The sequence below is a fragment of the Amycolatopsis sp. NPDC050768 genome, from assembly GCF_040654155.1.
Classification (GTDB): domain Bacteria; phylum Actinomycetota; class Actinomycetes; order Mycobacteriales; family Pseudonocardiaceae; genus Amycolatopsis.
Window position 1 is genome coordinate 144,091 of the sequence record NZ_JBFAHL010000008.1, and the last position, 16,500, is coordinate 160,590.

Genomic DNA, 16,500 nt, shown 5'->3' on the forward strand with positions numbered 1-16,500 from the left:
ATTGCGCCATTCAGGTGACAAGGGCACCGCTTTTGTCGGTGTTCGATGCGAACATGTGTTCGTGTCGACTGAAGGCCCCATCCTCCACGCCGACCTCGACGCGTTCTACGCGTCGGTCGAGCAGCGCGATGATCCGCGCCTGCGCGGCCGGCCCGTGATCGTCGGGGGCGGGGTGGTGCTGGCGGCGAGTTACGAGGCGAAGAGGTTGGGCGTGCGCACGGCCATGGGCGGTGCGCAGGCTCTGCGGCTGTGCCCGCACGCGGTGGTGGTGCCGCCGCGGATGGCGGCCTACAGCGCGGCGAGCAAGGCCGTGTTCGAGGTCTTCCGCGACACCACGCCGGTCGTCGAGGGGCTGTCGATCGACGAGGCGTTCCTCGACGTGGGCGGGCTGCGGCGCATCGCGGGCAGTCCGTCGGAGATCGCGCGGCGGCTGCGGGCCGAGGTGCTGGCGCGCGTCGGGCTGCCGATCACGGTGGGGGTGGCGCGCACGAAGTTCCTCGCGAAGGTGGCCAGTGCGGTGGCGAAACCGGACGGGTTGCTGGTCGTGCCGCCCGACGGGGAGCTGGAGTTCTTGCACCCGCTGCCGGTGGAGCGGCTGTGGGGCGTGGGAAAGGTGACGTCGGAAAAGCTGCACTCACGCGGGATCCGCACTGTGCGGCAGGTGGCGCAGCTGCCGGAGGTGGACCTGGTGTCGATGCTCGGGCGGGGAGCCGGGCACCACCTCCACGCGCTGTCGCACGGTCTGGACCCGCGTCCGGTGCAGGTCGGGCGGCGTCGGCGGTCCATGGGTTCGCAGCGGGCCCTGGGGCGGCGTCGGCGGTCGATGGCGGAGCTGGACGAGCTGCTGGTGTCCATTGTGGACCGCCTGGCGCGGCGGCTGCGGTCGGCGTCGCGGCTCACGCGCACGGTGGTATTGCGCATGCGGTTCGCCGACTTCACGCGGGCCACGCGGTCGCGGACGCTGGTCGAGGCCACCGACCACACCGAGACGTTGCTGGCCGCGGCGCGGAAGTTGTTGGTGGAGGCCCAATCGCTGGTTTACGACAGGGGGCTCACGCTGCTGGGGATCTCGTTCTCGAACCTGACGCCGCACGGGTCGGTGCAGCTCGTGCTGCCGTTCGAGATCGAGGACGGGGTGGCTGTCGACACGGCCGTGGACGGGATCCGCGACCGGTTCGGGAGCGCGGCGATCACGCGCGGGTCATTGCTGGGGCACGACCCCGGGATGTCGGTGCCGCTGCTGCCTGACTGATCTCCACCGGGATTTGCCTGCATCAGGTGAAAAACTCACTGTGGATCAGCGGCGGATGCTCTGAATGGCGCTGTAACGAACGAAGGGCTTCGGGCGACGGAGGGGCAGCTACGTTTTCCCGAGTCTTCCCGAAAATGCCAGAGCGGTACCCCTCGGACGAAATAGTGAGAAAGCATGGACAAGCAAAGACGTCGGCGTGGTATCACCATTCTCTCGATGGTGGCGGCCTCCGCCGCGATGCTGTTCGTGGCGCCCGGCGCGGCGCTCGCGGCCCCGCCCAGCAGCGCGATCGACGTGAGCCCCACGAGCCTGCAGCGCGGTGAGACCTTCACGGTCACCGAGACGCTGTACAACCCGCAGGACTTCGTCGTCACCGGCGCCAAGGCCGCGCTGTACGGCAAGGAGACGCCGATCACCGACGTCGCCGACGTGGTCTCCTGCAACGTCGCGTGCGGCGTGCTCGGCAGCAGCCTCCGCGCGACCGTCGGCGACCTCGCGCCGAGCCAGAGCGCCACGGTCACCTTCACCCTTAAGGTCAAGGACACCGCCCCGACCGGCTCCGTCACCCTGCAGGACCAGTTCGTGGGCGACAACTTCGCCTTCGAAACCCTCGACGGCCCGGCCATCACCGTCACCCCGGCCACCGACTCCGCCGACGTCGCCGTGTCCCTGACCGCCGCCCCCGCGGGCGTGCTCAGCTCGGAGATCACGTACACGATCACCGCCAAGAACGCCGGCCCCGCCACCGCCACCGGCGTCAAGCTCCAGGCGACGCTGGCCAACGGCCTGCAGTACTCGAAGTCCTCCAACTGCACGGCTTCCGGCCGCACCGTCACCTGCAACATCGCGTCCCTGCCTTCGGGCTCCTCGGCCAAGGCGAGCTTCACGGCCCGCGCCGGCCTCCTGACCCTCGGCACGCTCACCACCACGGCCCAGCGCCAGGCGAGCTCCCCGACGGACCCCAACGCGGCCAACGACAAGGCGTCGCGCTCCTGCCACGCAGTCACCAGCCTGCTCATCAGCTGCTGACCGTTCCCCGCGAAGCGGCCCGGCACCCTCTTGACGGGTGCCGGGCCGATTCACGTTCTCTGCCTCCTCGCCTAATGCGCCGGTGGACTTTTTTCCTTACTCACCCGATCGGGTCGACAAGATATTTTCCACGCGGTCTGTCCACCCTGCCGGGATAACAATTCATCCCCGGCCCTATTTCCCTCGTCACATACGTCCGAATTGGCCGAACGGGTTCCGGGGACCACCAACGACCCCCGGAACCCTCGCCGTCAGAAGCCCATCCGGCAACCCGACAGCACGATCTCCTGGCCGAGCAGCGTCACCACCCGCACCGCGTACTGCGCGAGCTGGCCGTTCGGTCCGGTGACCGTCTCGTTGAGGTGCACGGTCGCCACGCCGGGGATGCCGATGGTGACCGGCCCGGTGCCGATCGGCTGGCCGTTCAGCGTGCCCACGCGGGAAGACCCGTGCAGGCCTGACTCGTCGGCGACGCAGGACGTCTGGATGTCCTTCAGCGAGATCACGCCACCCAGCAGCGACGCGCCCGAGACGAGGGCGCCCGCGTTGGTGCGGCCGGTGGCCGCGTCGAGGGTGCAGTCGGAGTGGAGGGCCTGGACGGAGGCCAGCCCGAGCACGTTCAGCGAAGCCGTGGTGTGGTCGCTGTTCGGCGGGCAGCCGGCGAGCGGCGTCTTGCTGACGTTGATCAGGCCGCTCGCGCTGAGCGACCACGCCTCGGCCCGCACGTACGACACGATCTTGACCACGGCGGTGGCCGCGCCACCGTCGTCGTCGGTCACGGTGACCAGCACGTTGTGCGCGCCGACGCCGGTGAAGGCGTGCGAAGCGGTGCAGGTGCCCGAACCTGGCGTCTCGGCAACGGCGCCCGTGGCCACCGGCGAACCGTCACCGAAGTCGACCGTGCAGGTGTGCGTGTCGTGCCGGCCGATGTCGGTGAACGGCGCGGTGACGCCGATGGACGCGTTGCGCAGCACGAGCTGCCCGTCGGGCGGCGACGAGATGCTCACGTGCGGCGCGACGTTCGTCAGCGTCAGCGTGGTCGTCTTCAGCACGGCCGGGTGCAGGCTGTCGTCGGCCGAGAGCGTCAGCGTCCACACGCCGTCGTCGTCACAGGTCACCGTGGTGGACAACGCGGCGGGATCCCCGAAGACACAGGAAGTCCCAATGTCCACACCGGACTGCGGAGCCGCGCTCCAGTGCGTGGCGAGCGTGGGACCGTCCGGATCGGACACCGAACCGGCCAGCGAAACCGCCGTGCCCTCCTGACCCGCGTACGGGCCGCCGGCCACCACCACCGGCGGATCGTTCACGATGATCCGCACGATCGCGGTCGCCGCACCACCGTCGTCGTCGGTCACGCGCACGAGGACGTTGTACGTGCCCGAAACCGTGTATGCGTGCGAAGCCGTGCAGGTGCCCGAGCCCGGGGTCTCCGAGACCGAACCCGTGACGAGCGGCGAACCGTCCGCGTAGTCGACGGTGCACGTGTGCGTGTCGTGCTTGCCGACGTCGGTGAACGGCGCGGTCACCGCCACCGCCGCCCCGTGGTTGAACACCGCGTCCGTGGCCGGCGCGGTGACGCTCACGTGCGGGGCCACGTTCGACACGGTCAGGTTCGTCGTGCGCGAGACCGGTGGGTTCACACCGTCGTCGGCGGTCAGCGTGAGGGTCCACACCCCGTCGTCGTCACACGTCACGGTGGTGCTCAGCGCTGCCGCGTCGCCGAACGAGCACGTCGCACCGGCGTCGACGCCCGAGCCCGGCGCGACGCTCCAGTGCCGCGTGCCGGCAGGCCCGTCCGGATCGGTGACCGTGCCGGCCAGCGAGATCGCCGTGCCCTCCTGGCCCGCGTACGGACCGCCCGGCGCGACGACCGGCGGCGCGTTCACGATCACGTGCGTGCAGTCGGCCACGGTGCCCGGGCCGCCGCCGTCGGTGCCGTGCGCGGTCACGCACAGCTCGTGGCGCCCCGGCGCGAGGTCGCCGGTGGCCACGGAATACGTGACGGACGCCGGACCCGTGCGGGGCAGCCCGGGGTTCACGTTCGTCACGGGGGTCGCGCCGCCGCCGTCGACCGACAGCGTCAGCGCGGTGAGCTGCGAGTCGATCACGCCCGGGAGCACGTTGGGCAGGTTCGCGGGGTCGGGCACGGCGGTGCAGGTGCCGCCGGTGAGGTCGGCGATGGCCTGCAAGCTCGCCGGGTACGAGGTCCCGGCGCAGCTCGCACCGGCGCCGACGGCGAACGTGTAGTACGTGACGCTCGCGGGCACCGAGCTCAGCGGCGGCCGCACGTCACCGCCCGCGATGCCGTCGGAGAGGAAGACCACGACCTTGCGGTTCTCGGTCTGCGCGTTCGTCACGGTCTTCGCGGCGTTGATCCCGGCGACGTAGTCCGTGCCGCTCGGGAAGCTCTTCGCGGTGAACTTGCCGACGCCGCCGATCACGGCCGAGTCGAGCACCTCGTTGATGTCCCGGGCGCCGTTGCCGTTGTCGTCGGCGGTCGGGGTGGTCAGGGGCTGGTCGCCGGCCGCGGGACGCACGTCGGCCGCCTCGCCGCCGCTGCCGAACACGGCCGCGCCGACGCTGCCGATCACGGTGTTCGGGACCGCCGCATCGTTGTTGAGCGCCTTGGCCGCCGCGATCTCGCAGCCCAGCACGGTGGTGTTCGCGCAGCCGGAGCCGGTGCTGCCGGACACGTCGAGCACGTAGGTGAGCCCGGTGTCCTTCACCGCCGCGCCGGTGCCCACCGACGCGGTGCCGGTGACGGTCGCGGGTCCCTGGGGGATCACGGTGTCCTCGGCCGGCCCGGTCACGGTGACCGCGATGCTCGATCCGCCAGGCAGGTTCCCGGTCACGGCCGCGGCCGGTATCGCACTCATGGCAAGAGCCGTCACGGCCAGCGTTGCGGCGCCGGCCCACATTCTCGGTCTCAAGGCTTCACTTCCCTTTCGTCGATCGGAATCAACGGTGGGAAAGTCGCCGCCGGACCCGCGTAGTTACTGGGCCGATGCGGTGAGTGACGTAGGGTGGCCGTCACCGGTTCCGGGCGAAGCCAGTTCCCGGAGCCGGTCGAGGTCTTTTCGAGCCGACGGTTTTCCGGGCCGGTCGCGGGCCGAACGCAGATCCGCCAGGTACGAAAGACCGGAAATCACGACCTCCAACGGCGGACCGCTCGCGGTGAGTTCCGAAAGCCGTTCCGGTGGCGCCGTTTTCGCGGGTTCGACGAGGAACGGCAGAACAAGCTTGTGATGGTGGTAGGTGTACGCGGCACCATGGGCGCGGCACACGGCGAGGAACAGTTCCGCGTTGCGGCTCAGCTGCGGGCCGGGTGAACTCTCGGCTTCCCTCAGGAATCGCGTGAGCAGTGATTCCTCGTCACCGATCGCCCGCAGTCGCACCTGGTCCTCGGGGGTTACGTACGGGTACTTCTCCACCACCACGTTCTGGTAGAAGGGATCCCGCGTGGTCGCCAGTCCCAGCAGGACGTCGAGTTCATTGATCGCGGAGAAGTCGCCGGCGTTCGCGCCACGGTATTCGGCGTTGCCCACGCGATAGGTTTTGAAGTACGGCCGCACGTTGAAGAAGAACCGCTCCACGTCCAACGTCTTCGACAGCGTCCGGTTGAACTGCAGCACGTCTTCCAGCGCCGCCCGCGCCGTCTCCAGCAAATACGCCGAAAGCGGGCTCGACACCCCGATCGGAACAACCCGCCGAACGGCCTCGGCCGCGCGTTGGTAAGCGAAGACGGCGAGCCCGTTGTTGGTCAGGAAAACAGCCTCGTCTTCGAGCGAAGTGAAGGTCTGGAACTGCCCGCCACTGGCCGGGTTGTACATCGCCTGGTGCGCGAAAACGAACCGCGGCGCCACACCCAGCGAGGACCCGAGCAACGATGCCAGCGACCAGGCGGACGACAGCTCCTCGGCACCCGGCGCAACCGATTCGTGCCTCCGGCAGGCAGCGAGGTGGTAGCCCACCATTCCGAGAAGTTGGTACTTCTCCCGCTCTACCACGGGTAGCGCGCCCTCGTCGAGGATGCGGCCGATCAGGTGGTGGCCTTCGGCGACGATGGCGCGCTTGAGCTCGTCCAGGTCGGGACGGCCGTCGAGGACCTCGCGCCGCTCGGCGAAGTACGCCTCTTCCAGTGCGGTGTTGTACTCGACGAACTCGTTCCTGATCCACCGGTCGAACCGGGCCACGGAAGTCGTCACCGCGCCGAGGATATCCGCGGTGCTACAGCCGGTCGAGCCCGCCGAGCATGCGGTCGAGCGTCTGCGCGCGGGCCTGGGCGTCGTACGCGCCGACCGGCGGGTGGGCGTGGAGCAGGTCCTCGTTGAGCAGTTCCTCCACCAATTCGCGCGCCGTGCCGATCGAGAGGTTGAGGTACGCCGACAGCTCGGCGACCGACACCGTGGACACGCACAGCTCGCACGCGCTGCCGTAGGGCTCCCGCAGCAGGCGGCTCAGCCGGCGGCCCAGCTCAGTGGTCGAGACCAGTGTCTCCAGCGCGAGGTCGTGGCTGACGTGCACGGGCGTGCGGGTGCGCGCGTACGGCCGCACGAGCGGCAGGTCGTCGGGTTCGCCGGCGCCTTCGGCGGGATCGGACACGCGGTGGCGGCCCGGTGTCCCGTCCGGCTCGGTCATGTCGCCACCTCCTCGCGCTCTGGTGGCAGTACAGCACCGTGATCACCGCTGTGCCAACTCCGCGCGGCAAATTCTGTCCGAAGTGGACCTGGCGCGGACCTGAAAACGACGGCAGCCGGGGTGCGGCGCGAACGCCGCACCCCGGCCGTCCGGGCGGAGGTGATCAGGCCGCTTCGGCCTTGGCGCGCGCCTTGTGGCGCCCGCGCAGGTCGAGCTCGATCTGCTCGAGCGTGCGACCCTTGGTCTCGGGGACCAGCCACTTGGTGAGACCGAACAGCACGACGTTGATTCCCGCGAACAGGAACATCGAACCGCCGAGCCCCAGCGCTCCCGGATCGGAGATGATCGGGAAGATCGCGCTGATGATGCCGGTGGCGGCCCACAGCACGACGCTGCTGATGCCCATGCCCGCCGCGCGGGCCTTGAGCGGGAACACCTCGGCCATCATGACCCACACGACCGCGCCCCAGCCGAGCTCGTAGCCCACCAGGTAGAGCACCATCGCGACGAGCATCAGGATGCCCTTGGTGGTCACGTCGTCCACCTCGATCACGATGAACCCGGCCGCGACGAGCGTGATGACCATGAGCACGTTGCCGATCAGCAGCAGCGGCTTGCGGCCCCAGCGGTCGACGACGAACACCACCCACGCGGTGAACAGGAACTTCGTGACACCCAGCAGCACACCGGACAGCAGCGCCGCCTGCGTGGCGAAGCCGAGGCCGATCAGCATCGTCGGGAAGTACGCGTTGACCGCGTTGACACCGCTGAACTGCTGGCCGACGGCGAGCAGCAGAGCCACGATCAGCATCGGGCGCACCATCGGCGCCCACAGGTCGCGGAAGCGCGTCTTGGCCGATTCCGTGTCGAGGCGGATGACGTCGCGGATCGTGCTGATCTCCTCGTCGACGTTCACCGAGTTGCCGTGCGAGCTCTTGAGCACCGAGCGCGCCTGCTCCTCCTGGCCGTTGGCGAGCAGCCACCGCGGCGTCTCGGGCAGGAAGATCAGGCCCACGAGCAGGATCACGGCCGGCACGACGGCACCGGCGAACATCAGCCGCCAGTTGCCGGACGGGCCGAGGCCGTAGCTCACGAGGAACGCGATCAGGATGCCGAGCACGATGAAGATCTGGTTGAGCGCGCCCATGGCGCCGCGCTGGCGGGCCGGGGCCAGCTCGGACAGGTAGGTCGGCACCGTGGACGAGGAAAATCCGATGCCGACACCGATCACGAGCCGCGAGATGATCAGCAGCGCGAAGCTCGGCGAGACGCTCGCCGCGATCGTGCCGATGATGACGATGACCGCGGCCACCATGATCGTGCGGCGCCGGCCCAGTTTCTCGTTCATCCGCGAGGAGAAGAGAGCACCGACGATCGCGCCGACCGACAGGCTGGCGGTGATCACGCCCTTGTCCCACCCGGTCAGGTTCCAGGTCTTGCCGATGAACGGCAGCACACCCGAAATGACACCGAGGTCGTAACCGAACAGGATGCCGCCGAGGGCACCGAAGAAGTACAACGTGGTCCTGTTGATGGGCCGCCGCGCCGCGGCTGTCTGTGTCATTGCCGAGCCGTCTCTTTCTGGGGCTGGCCGGCCGGTCCGGTTCGCTGGGGGGTGGCCAGCGCCGTCGGGCCGAGCATGGTGGGTCTCGAATAGCCGGATTTCCTGACTGGGCGCGCCGGAGTTTCACAGCGCAGGGCTGTGAAACGGCTGGTTCCCCCGCCCGCGACGCCTTTCCTCGTCACGGACCGTTCAGCCGCCAAATCCGCCGGCGCGTTCCGACGAACTTCGCCGTACACATTCACACGCGGCCCATCCGTGGGCAATACACCGGCTGATAACTATTCAGTCACGTGACTGGTGTTCACATATGTGGACGAGGTAAGGGCGAGAGTGCCCAGGTCAGGCGCGGTGGTACAGACAATCCGGATTTCCGGTGTCGTCTCGGAACCGCGCGCATACGCCGTTCGTCGTACGGTGTCGTCTGGTCACCTGGGGAAGACGAGGTACGCATGGGTGCGGGGTTCGAAGTCGTTCCGGCGACGGTGAGTGAGGCGGCGGGCCACGCCCACCGCGCGGCCGCGACCGTGCGTCCGGTGGACCTCGCCGGCCCGCTCAGTGGGATCGCGACCGGGATGCCGGGTGGCACGAGTGTGACCGCGGCGGCGCAGCTGAGCGATGTCTGGCACGAGGCCGTGCCGCAGTGGGCGACCGACACGGACGCGTACGGCGAACAGCTCGACGACGCCGCGCGCGGCTACCGCGGCGCCGAGCAGCAGGCCACGGACGACGTGAACGGGGCGCGCCGGTGATCACCTGGGGCGATGTGCGGAGCTGGAACGCCGGGGCGATCGGCACGGTGGCCGATTTGCTGAACCAACGCTGCGAGCAGCTCCTGGCAGCCGACGGCGACGTCGAAGGCATGTCGCGCCTTGACGGCTGGACCGGTGACGCCGCGACGGCCGCACGGGCTCGCGGCACCGCGTTGACCACGAGACTCGAGCAGCTCGTGGCCGAGGCTTCGGCCGTGCGGCGCGGCGCGCACGAGACACAGCCGGCCGTGGAACGTATCACCGCCGACGTGCGCGATACCGACGATTTGGCTTCGCACAACGGGTTCGCCATCGACGACGGCGGCTGGGTCACCCCCGTGCCGGGCCCGGGAGCGGCACCCGACGAGCGGATCCGCGTCGAGCTCTCCGACCGGATCGAGCAGATCCTGCGCCAGGCCACCGATGTCGACGCCGATTTCGCGGCCATCCTCACGCGCACCGCGCGCGGGGAGATCACCGACCAGGGCGCCACAACGCTTGCGCAGGCGGCCGACGCCGGCGCCGCGCAGAGCGGCCTGTCCACCATCGGCCCGCCGCAGGGCGGCACGCCCGGCGACAACCGCGCGTGGTGGGACAGCTTGTCGACCACCTCGCAGGGCACGATCCTGCGCGACAACCCAGACCTCGTGCGCAACCTCGACGGTGTCCCCGTCAAGGACCGTGACGCCGCCAACCGCCTTGTCCTGCAACGGGAAATGACCCGTCTCCGGAACGATCCGAGCGACGACGCGAAGGCGAAGCTGCGCGGGCTCACCGACATCGAGAACCGCCTGAACGGCACCGGTCCCGGCAAGCCGCAGGCGTACCTGGTCCAGCTCGACACCAGTGGCGACGGCAAAGCCGTGGTCGCCGCGGGAAACCCCGACACCGCAACGGATGTCGCCACGTACGTGCCCGGCACCGGCAGCGAGCTCTCGAAGATCGGCGGCGATCTCGGGCGCTCGGACAAGATGTGGCAGTCGGCGACGATGGCGGGTTCGCCCTCGCCGTCCGTGATCACGTGGGTCGGCTACGACGCGCCGGACGAACTGTGGGACGCGGCCGGCGAAAGCTATGCAGACCACGGAAAAGCCGATCTCTCGAAGTTCGAGGAAGGCCTGCGCGCCTCGCACGACGGCACGCCGTCGCACAACACCGTGCTCGGGCACAGCTACGGCACCACGGTGGTCGGCCACGCCGCGCGCGACGGTGGCCTCGACGCCGACGAGATCGTGTTCGTCGCGAGCCCGGGCGTCGGCGTCGACCACGCGAACCAGCTGCACCTCGACGGCGTGCCGCAGGACCAGATGGCGCAGCACGTGCACTCCACCGTCGCCGAGCACGACATGATCAAGATCACCAACGTCGGCGTCGCCGGCCACGACCCGCTGGGCCCGAACCCGGCGGGCTCGGGCTTCGGCGGCCAGGTCTTCGACTCCGCGCCCGGCACCAAGGGGCCGTGGTACGAGGGCGGGCTTTCCGGTGCGGCGCACAGCCAGTACTGGGAGGACAACAACCCCTCGCTGCGGAGCTTCGGCCGCATCATCGCGGGGAAGCCGGGGTGAGCGCCCGCCGCGCGCTCGCCGCGCTGACCGTCCTGCTGACCTGTGTCGCCTGCTCCCCCGGAGGTGGGGCCATGGAAACCACGATGACCGAGAAACAAGCCCACGACCGGGTCGAGGACTACGTGCGCGCCGCGTTCGAGGCACTCCCGGGCACGGCGTCGCGCACCTTGTTCTCGCAGAACCGGTCCGAGTGCACGGACCCGACCGACGACGGCCCGCCAGGGCGCTTCGAGATCTCGGTGACCTACGAGATCACCGGCGTGCAGGTGGCGGCGTTCGGCGAGCACTTCGACGCCGTCGTCACCTGGTGGCGGGCGCACGGCTTCACCGTCGTCACCGATCGGCGGCCGACCGACCAATACGTGTTCGTGCGCAACGCTTCCGATAGCTTCGACATGTCGATCCAGGCCAACGAGCTCGGCAAGCTGTACCTCGGCGCGACCTCGCCGTGCGTGTGGCCGAACGGGGTGCCGGAAGCCGCGGGGGAGCCCGCGGAAACCGCCGTGGCCTCGGCGCCGGAGCCCGAACCGGCTCCGAAACCGCAGCCGCGTCCTCGTCGTGCGGCGGTGGACGACGAGGACTTCGGCGAGACGAACTGGTCGGACGGCGGCACGGCCTTCTGACTCAGGCCGACCGTACGGCCGAATAGCCGCCGTCGACGCTGAGCGTGGTGCCGTGGATGTTCAGCGCGTCGTCGCCCGCCAGGAACAGCACGGCGTTCGCGATCTCCTCCGGCGTGCTCGCGCGCCGCGACGGGATGGTCGCGAGCATCGGCTGCACGCGCTCCAGCGCCTGGTCGGACCCGGCGATGCGCTCGGTGAACGTGGGCCCGGGCGCGACGGTGTTCACGCGCACGCCCGACGGCCCGTACTCGGCGGCCCACGACTTGGTCAGCGAGTGCACGGCGGCCTTGGTGGTGCTGTAGAGCGCGGAGCCGGCCATGCCGTCGAGGCCGTTGATCGAGCCGAGGTTCACGATCGCGCCGCTGCCGCGCGCGGCCATGCCCGGCGCGAGCAGGCCGGTGAGCAGCATCGCCGCCTTGATGTTCACGGCGAGCGCGGCGTCGATGAGCTCTTCGGCCAGATCCGTGGTGGGCGACGGGAAGATCAGCAGGGCGGCGTTGTTGACGAGGATGTCGAGCGCGCCGCCGGCTTCCCGTTCGGCGGCTTCGGCGAGCTCGCGCACGGCCGCGCCGGTGGTCAGGTCGGCGCGCAAGAACGTGGCGCGGCCGCCTTCTTCGGCGATGCCGGCGGCCACCTTCTCGCCGCGTTCGGCGTCGCGGCCGCTCACCAGCACGTGGGCGCCCTCGGCGGCGAACGCGCGCGCGATGGCGACGCCGATCCCGCCCGTCGACCCGGTGACGAGTGCGGTGCGGCCTTCGAGACGTGAGGTCACGGTGGATCTTCCTTTCGTGGAATGGACTGGTGGGTTCAACCGTGCCCGCGCTAGATTGGACCGGCAAGTCCAGAAAGGTGTGCTCGTGACCCAGACACTCACCGCCAAGGGCGCCGCGACCCGGCAGCGCATCGTCGAGGGCGCCGCCGCGGAGATCCGCGAGCGCGGTGTGTTCGACACCACGCTCGACGACGTCCGTGCGCGCACCGGCACCAGCAAAAGCCAGCTGTTCCACTACTTTCCCGAGGGCAAGGAGCAGCTGCTGCTGGCCGTCGCGGAGTTCGAGGCCGAGCAGGTGCTCGGTTCGCAGGAGCCCTACCTCAGTGCCCTGCGCACGTGGGGCGCGTGGCAGTCGTGGCGCGACACCGTGGTGGCGCACTACACCGAGCAGGGACAGCTCTGCCCGCTCAACGTCGTGATGTCGCAGATGGGCCGCAACACCCCGGGCGCGCAGGCGGTGTCGACGCAGCTGGTGGAGCGCTGGCTCGCCGAGCTCGCGGCCGGCATCCGCCACCTGCAGGCGGCCGGCGAGGTGGGATCGTCGGTCGACCCTTCGCGTGCGGCGTCGGCTTTGCTGTCCGGGCTGCAGGGCGGGGTGATAATGCTGCTGTCCACGGGGTCGGCGGAGCATCTGGAGAACGCGCTGGACGTGGCGATCGAGAACCTGCGGCGGAGCTAGTTCGGATCGGGATACCGCGAAACGTGCGCGGTATCCTGGCGGTGTGGAAACAGTCGCGGATCCCGAGGTCGTCCGGGCGTTGCGCGCGCTGGCCAACCCCGTGCGGCTGCAGCTGCTCGCGTGGCTGCGCGAGCCCGCGCAGCACTTCCCGCTCGACGGCGGGGTGCTCGATGTCGGCGTCTGCGTGAGCCACATCCAGGCGAAGGCGGGCCTGGCGCAGTCGACGGTGTCGGCGTACCTCGCGGAGCTGGAGCGCGCGGGCCTGGTGCGGTCCACGCGGGTGGGGAAGTGGACGCACTACCGGCGCGACGAGGAGCGGATCGCTTCGCTGGTTTCCGCGCTGGGTCAGACGTTGTAGGTCTCGCTTGTTGGCTGTGCGCCTTCTTGCTTGCGCTTCATATCGTAATTCTGCGATACTTCGATGTGTGACTCGAGGAGATGGCATGGACGGGCTGGGGAAGTTCGGGATCTGGACGTTCGACTTCGAACACCAGCCTGCCGCACTGATGCGTGATTCGGTGCAGGAGCTGGAAGGACAGGGCTGGCGCGCGATCTGGGTCCCGGAGCTGCTGGGCCGCGAAGCCATGACGCACGCGGGTTTCCTGCTTGCTGCGACCCAGCGGATGCACGTCGTCAACGGCATCGCGCAGATCTGGTCCCGCGAGGCCCGCTGGACGCAAGGCGCCGCCCACCTGCTCGCCGACGCCTACCCCGGCCGCCACGTCCTCGGCCTCGGCTACGGCGGCGCTCGTTCCGACGTCAAACCGCTGGCCGCCATGGCCGCGTACCTGGACGAGATGGACGCGGTGGAAAGCCCGAACCCCGCTCCCGCGTCGCCGATCCGCCGCATCCTGGCCGCCTACGGACCCAAGATGCTGCAGATGGCCCGCGACCGCGCTTCCGGCGCCCACGCCTACCACGTCACCGTCGACCACACCGCCCAAGCACGCGAGATCCTCGGCCCGGACGCCTTCCTGGGCGTCGAGCACGCCGTCCTCTTCGAACCCGACCCGGCCGTCGCCCGCGCCGCCGCGCGCGAACACCTGGCGCGCTACCTGACGTCGACGTACAACGTCGCCAAATTCCGCCGCCTCGGCTACACCGAAGCCGAAATCTCAAACGGCGGCTCCGACCGTCTCATCGACGCCCTCGTCTTCTGGGGCGACGCCGACACTGTCGTCGAGAAGCTCCGCAGCCACCTCACGGCGGGCGCGGACCACATCGGGATCCAGGTCATCGGCACCCCGCCGGGCACGTCGGCCATGCCGCACTGGCGCCGTCTCGGCGAAGCCCTGCTGTCGGACAACTGACCCCCAGAAACGCCGACAGGCCGGCTCATCGACCGAAGTCGGTGAGCCGGCCCTGCGCGACCCGGTTACCCGGGGTCTGAGGCGAGGTTCAGGCGCTCTTGATCGCCGAGACCTCGAACTCGAGGGTGACCTTGTCGGACACCAGCACGCCGCCGGTCTCGAGCGCGGCGTTCCAGGTGATGCCGTAGTCCTTGCGGGAGATCGTGGTGGAGCCCTCGAAGCCCACGCGGTCGTTGCCGAACGGGTCCTTCGCCGAGCCCTCGAACTCGAAGGGGATGGTGATGGACTTGGCAACGCCCTTGATGGTGAGGTCGCCGGTCACGTCGAAGCTGGTGTCGCCGGTCTGGGTGATCCCGGTGGACACGAAGGTGATCTGCGGGTACTCGTCCATCGAGAGGAAGTCGTTGCTGCGGATGTGACCGTCGCGGTCGGCGTTGCGGGTGTCGATGCTGTGCGCCTGGATGGTGACCTTGGCGCTCGAGTTCGCCGGGTTCTCACCGTCGACGGTGAAGGTGCCGTCGAACTCGTTGAACGCGCCGCGGACCTTCGTCACCATCGCGTGGCGGGCGACGAAGCCGATGCGGCTGTGGGCGGCGTCGATCGTGTACTCGCCGGTCAGCTGGGGGTAAGTGGTGGTCGCGCTGGTCATGAGATCTCTTCCTTCGGGTTCGCTCCCCCAACCGCTTGGTTGAGGGCTCAACAAGACTCTAGCCCACATAACCTGATTGCGCGAGCAAGTATTCCGGTAGACTGCCCATATGGTGGACAGAGTGCCGTTGAGCAGGGAAGAAGAGGCCGTGTGGCGGCCGTTGATACGGATCATCACCGTGTTGCCGCGGGTCCTGGATGACCAGTTCGTGAACGAGACCGGCATCTCGATGACCGACTACACCGTGCTCGTGTCCCTCTCCGAGGCCGAGGAGGGGTGGCTGCGGCTGTCCGACCTGGCCAAGGCCACGGCGCTCTCGTTAAGCCGCATCAGCCGCGTCGTCGACAGCCTGGTCAAGCGCGGCCTGGTGGAGAAGGCCAAGTGCGAGAGCGACGGCCGTGCGGCCAACGCGTCGCTCACCGAATCGGGTCGGTCGAAGCTCGCGGGCGCCTACCCAGGGCACCTCGCGCGCGTACGGTCGCACCTGTTCGACCACCTGACCCCCGATGAGATCCGCGGCGCGGGCCCGATCCTCGCGCGGGTGGCCGCGGCGCTGGAGCCGGACGGGGCCCAGCCGTGCCCCGAGTGACCTGCAACCCTTCGACGAAAGTGGTGTCATGACCGCCGACAAGGGCGAGTTCAAGCGCGACCAGAGCTACATCCCCGACCGCATCACCGCCGACGGCCGCGACGGCTGGCCCGTGGAGCCCGGCCGCTACCGCCTCGTGATCGCCCGCGCGTGCCCGTGGGCCAACCGCGCGTCGATCGTGCGCCGGCTGCTGGGCCTGGAAGACGTGCTGTCCATGGGTATCTGCGGGCCGACGCACGACCAGCGCAGCTGGACGTTCGACCTCGACCCGGGCGGGCGCGACCCCGTGCTGGGCATCGAGCGCCTGCAGGAGGCCTTCTTCAAGCGCGACCCGCAGTACCCGCGCGGCATCACCGTGCCGGCGATCGTCGACGTGCCGACCGGCCAGGTCGTGACCAACGACTTCAAGCAGATGACGCTCGACCTCTCCCTGGAGTGGCGCGCGTACCACCGCGAAGGCGCGCCCGACCTGTACCCCGAACCCCTGCGCGACGAGATCGACGACGTCGCCGACAAGGTGTTCCGCGACGTGAACAACGGCGTCTACCAGGCCGGTTTCGCCGGTTCCCAGGAGGCGTACGAGACGGCGTACAACGCGCTCTTCGCCCGTCTCGACTGGCTCTCCGAGCGCCTCGCGAACCAGCGTTACCTCGTCGGCGACACGATCACCGAGGCCGACGTGCGGCTGTTCACCACGCTCGTCCGCTTCGACCCGGTGTACCACGGCCACTTCAAGTGCAACCGCGAGAAGCTCACCGAGATGCCGGTGCTGTGGGCCTATACGCGTGACCTGTTCCAGACCCCCGGTTTCGGTGACACGATCGACTTCGACCAGGTCAAGGAGCACTACTACGTGGTGCACCGCTCCATCAACCCGACGGGCGTCATCCCCGCCGGACCCGACCTGTCGGGCTGGCTGACTCCGCACGGCCGCGAGGAGCTTGGCGGTCGTCCGTTCGGCGACGGCACCCCGCCGGGGCCGCCGATCGAAGGCGAGCAGGTGCCTTCGCTGGCGGCGTGACGAGTTTCGCCACTGCCGGGCCCTCGAGGGCAGCACCCTTACCCGAGGTCCCCCGGA

16 protein-coding genes are annotated in these 16,500 nt (G+C 69.4%); 10 read left to right on the forward strand and 6 right to left on the reverse strand.

Annotated features, from left to right (window positions below; translation table 11 throughout):
- Positions 1–55 precede the first annotated feature (55 nt).
- Complete coding sequence (gene dinB, locus AB0H62_RS24350; protein WP_360588332.1) at positions 56–1,252, forward strand: DNA polymerase IV; 1,197 nt, start codon at positions 56–58, stop codon at positions 1,250–1,252.
- Positions 1,253–1,468: 216 nt separating this feature from the next.
- Positions 1,469–2,281: a hypothetical protein gene (locus tag AB0H62_RS24355; RefSeq protein WP_360588334.1), complete on the forward strand. Its 813-nt coding sequence runs from the start codon at positions 1,469–1,471 to the stop codon at positions 2,279–2,281.
- A 251-nt stretch (positions 2,282–2,532) separates the two neighbouring features.
- Here AB0H62_RS24355 and AB0H62_RS24360 read toward each other — a convergent pair whose 3' ends face one another.
- From AB0H62_RS24360 to AB0H62_RS24375, 4 genes are all read right to left on the reverse strand, one after another.
- Positions 2,533–5,160: a choice-of-anchor P family protein gene (locus tag AB0H62_RS24360; RefSeq protein ID WP_360588336.1), complete on the reverse strand. Its 2,628-nt coding sequence runs from the start codon at positions 5,158–5,160 to the stop codon at positions 2,533–2,535.
- Between the two features lie 117 nt (positions 5,161–5,277).
- Entirely contained in the window at positions 5,278–6,489 is a 1,212-nt protein-coding gene (locus tag AB0H62_RS24365) for a monodechloroaminopyrrolnitrin synthase PrnB family protein (protein ID WP_360588338.1), read from the reverse strand.
- A 22-nt stretch (positions 6,490–6,511) separates the two neighbouring features.
- Entirely contained in the window at positions 6,512–6,922 is a 411-nt protein-coding gene (locus tag AB0H62_RS24370; RefSeq protein ID WP_360588340.1) for a DUF742 domain-containing protein, read from the reverse strand.
- Between the two features lie 163 nt (positions 6,923–7,085).
- Complete coding sequence (locus AB0H62_RS24375; protein WP_220246665.1) at positions 7,086–8,486, reverse strand: sugar porter family MFS transporter; 1,401 nt, start codon at positions 8,484–8,486, stop codon at positions 7,086–7,088.
- A gap of 449 nt (positions 8,487–8,935) precedes the next feature.
- On the opposite strand from AB0H62_RS24375, the gene AB0H62_RS24380 reads away from it, so the two are divergent.
- The 3 genes from AB0H62_RS24380 to AB0H62_RS24390 are packed head-to-tail and all read left to right on the forward strand — an operon-like array spanning position 8,936 to position 11,423.
- A complete protein-coding gene (locus AB0H62_RS24380) occupies positions 8,936–9,235 on the forward strand; it encodes a hypothetical protein (RefSeq protein WP_220246666.1) in 300 nt (99 codons plus the stop codon).
- The gene (locus AB0H62_RS24385; RefSeq protein WP_220246667.1) at positions 9,232–10,800 is read left to right on the forward strand and encodes an alpha/beta hydrolase; all 1,569 of its coding nucleotides are present in this window, start codon (positions 9,232–9,234) and stop codon (positions 10,798–10,800) included. The genes AB0H62_RS24380 and AB0H62_RS24385 overlap by 4 nt, the downstream gene beginning before the upstream one ends.
- On the forward strand, positions 10,797–11,423 hold the full coding sequence (locus AB0H62_RS24390) for a hypothetical protein (RefSeq protein WP_360588343.1): 627 nt from the start codon (positions 10,797–10,799) through the stop codon (positions 11,421–11,423). The genes AB0H62_RS24385 and AB0H62_RS24390 overlap by 4 nt, the downstream gene beginning before the upstream one ends.
- Before the next feature lies 1 nt (position 11,424).
- Here the strand turns inward: AB0H62_RS24390 and AB0H62_RS24395 are convergent, their stop codons facing one another.
- A complete protein-coding gene (locus tag AB0H62_RS24395; RefSeq protein ID WP_360588345.1) occupies positions 11,425–12,195 on the reverse strand; it encodes an SDR family oxidoreductase in 771 nt (256 codons plus the stop codon).
- An 85-nt stretch (positions 12,196–12,280) separates the two neighbouring features.
- Here AB0H62_RS24395 and AB0H62_RS24400 point away from each other — a divergent pair, with 85 nt between their 5' ends.
- The 3 genes from AB0H62_RS24400 (at position 12,281) to AB0H62_RS24410 (ending at position 14,184) form a co-directional block, all read left to right on the forward strand.
- Positions 12,281–12,874, forward strand: a complete 594-nt coding sequence (locus tag AB0H62_RS24400; protein ID WP_255638699.1) for a TetR/AcrR family transcriptional regulator — start codon at positions 12,281–12,283, stop codon at positions 12,872–12,874.
- Between the two features lie 43 nt (positions 12,875–12,917).
- A complete protein-coding gene (locus AB0H62_RS24405) occupies positions 12,918–13,232 on the forward strand; it encodes a metalloregulator ArsR/SmtB family transcription factor (protein WP_220246669.1) in 315 nt (104 codons plus the stop codon).
- An 85-nt stretch (positions 13,233–13,317) separates the two neighbouring features.
- Complete coding sequence (locus AB0H62_RS24410) at positions 13,318–14,184, forward strand: TIGR03620 family F420-dependent LLM class oxidoreductase (RefSeq protein WP_220246670.1); 867 nt, start codon at positions 13,318–13,320, stop codon at positions 14,182–14,184.
- Positions 14,185–14,272: 88 nt separating this feature from the next.
- Here AB0H62_RS24410 and AB0H62_RS24415 read toward each other — a convergent pair whose 3' ends face one another.
- Positions 14,273–14,833 carry a YceI family protein gene (locus AB0H62_RS24415; RefSeq protein WP_220246671.1) on the reverse strand — a complete coding sequence of 187 codons (561 nt, stop codon included), beginning with the start codon at positions 14,831–14,833 and terminating at the stop codon, positions 14,273–14,275.
- 109 nt (positions 14,834–14,942) lie between these two features.
- Between AB0H62_RS24415 and AB0H62_RS24420 the strand changes: the two genes are divergently transcribed.
- Positions 14,943–15,422: a MarR family transcriptional regulator gene (locus AB0H62_RS24420; RefSeq protein WP_220246672.1), complete on the forward strand. Its 480-nt coding sequence runs from the start codon at positions 14,943–14,945 to the stop codon at positions 15,420–15,422.
- Positions 15,423–15,450: 28 nt separating this feature from the next.
- Positions 15,451–16,443, forward strand: a complete 993-nt coding sequence (locus AB0H62_RS24425; RefSeq protein WP_360588349.1) for a glutathione S-transferase C-terminal domain-containing protein — start codon at positions 15,451–15,453, stop codon at positions 16,441–16,443.
- Positions 16,444–16,500 lie beyond the last annotated feature (57 nt).

Bases quoted from the DNA above. Each gene is read 5' to 3' on its own strand.
- AB0H62_RS24355 (WP_360588334.1), top strand. From the start codon at position 1,469: ATGGTGGCGGCCTCCGCCGCGATGCTGTTCGTGGCGCCCGGCGCGGCG.
- AB0H62_RS24360 (WP_360588336.1), bottom strand. From the start codon at position 5,160: ATGAGTGCGATACCGGCCGCGGCCGTGACCGGGAACCTGCCTGGCGGA.
- AB0H62_RS24370 (WP_360588340.1), bottom strand. From the start codon at position 6,922: ATGACCGAGCCGGACGGGACACCGGGCCGCCACCGCGTGTCCGATCCC.
- AB0H62_RS24375 (WP_220246665.1), bottom strand. From the start codon at position 8,486: ATGACACAGACAGCCGCGGCGCGGCGGCCCATCAACAGGACCACGTTG.
- AB0H62_RS24380 (WP_220246666.1), top strand. From the start codon at position 8,936: ATGGGTGCGGGGTTCGAAGTCGTTCCGGCGACGGTGAGTGAGGCGGCG.
- AB0H62_RS24410 (WP_220246670.1), top strand. From the start codon at position 13,318: ATGGACGGGCTGGGGAAGTTCGGGATCTGGACGTTCGACTTCGAACAC.
- AB0H62_RS24415 (WP_220246671.1), bottom strand. From the start codon at position 14,833: ATGACCAGCGCGACCACCACTTACCCCCAGCTGACCGGCGAGTACACG.
- AB0H62_RS24420 (WP_220246672.1), top strand. From the start codon at position 14,943: ATGGTGGACAGAGTGCCGTTGAGCAGGGAAGAAGAGGCCGTGTGGCGG.
- AB0H62_RS24425 (WP_360588349.1), top strand. From the start codon at position 15,451: ATGACCGCCGACAAGGGCGAGTTCAAGCGCGACCAGAGCTACATCCCC.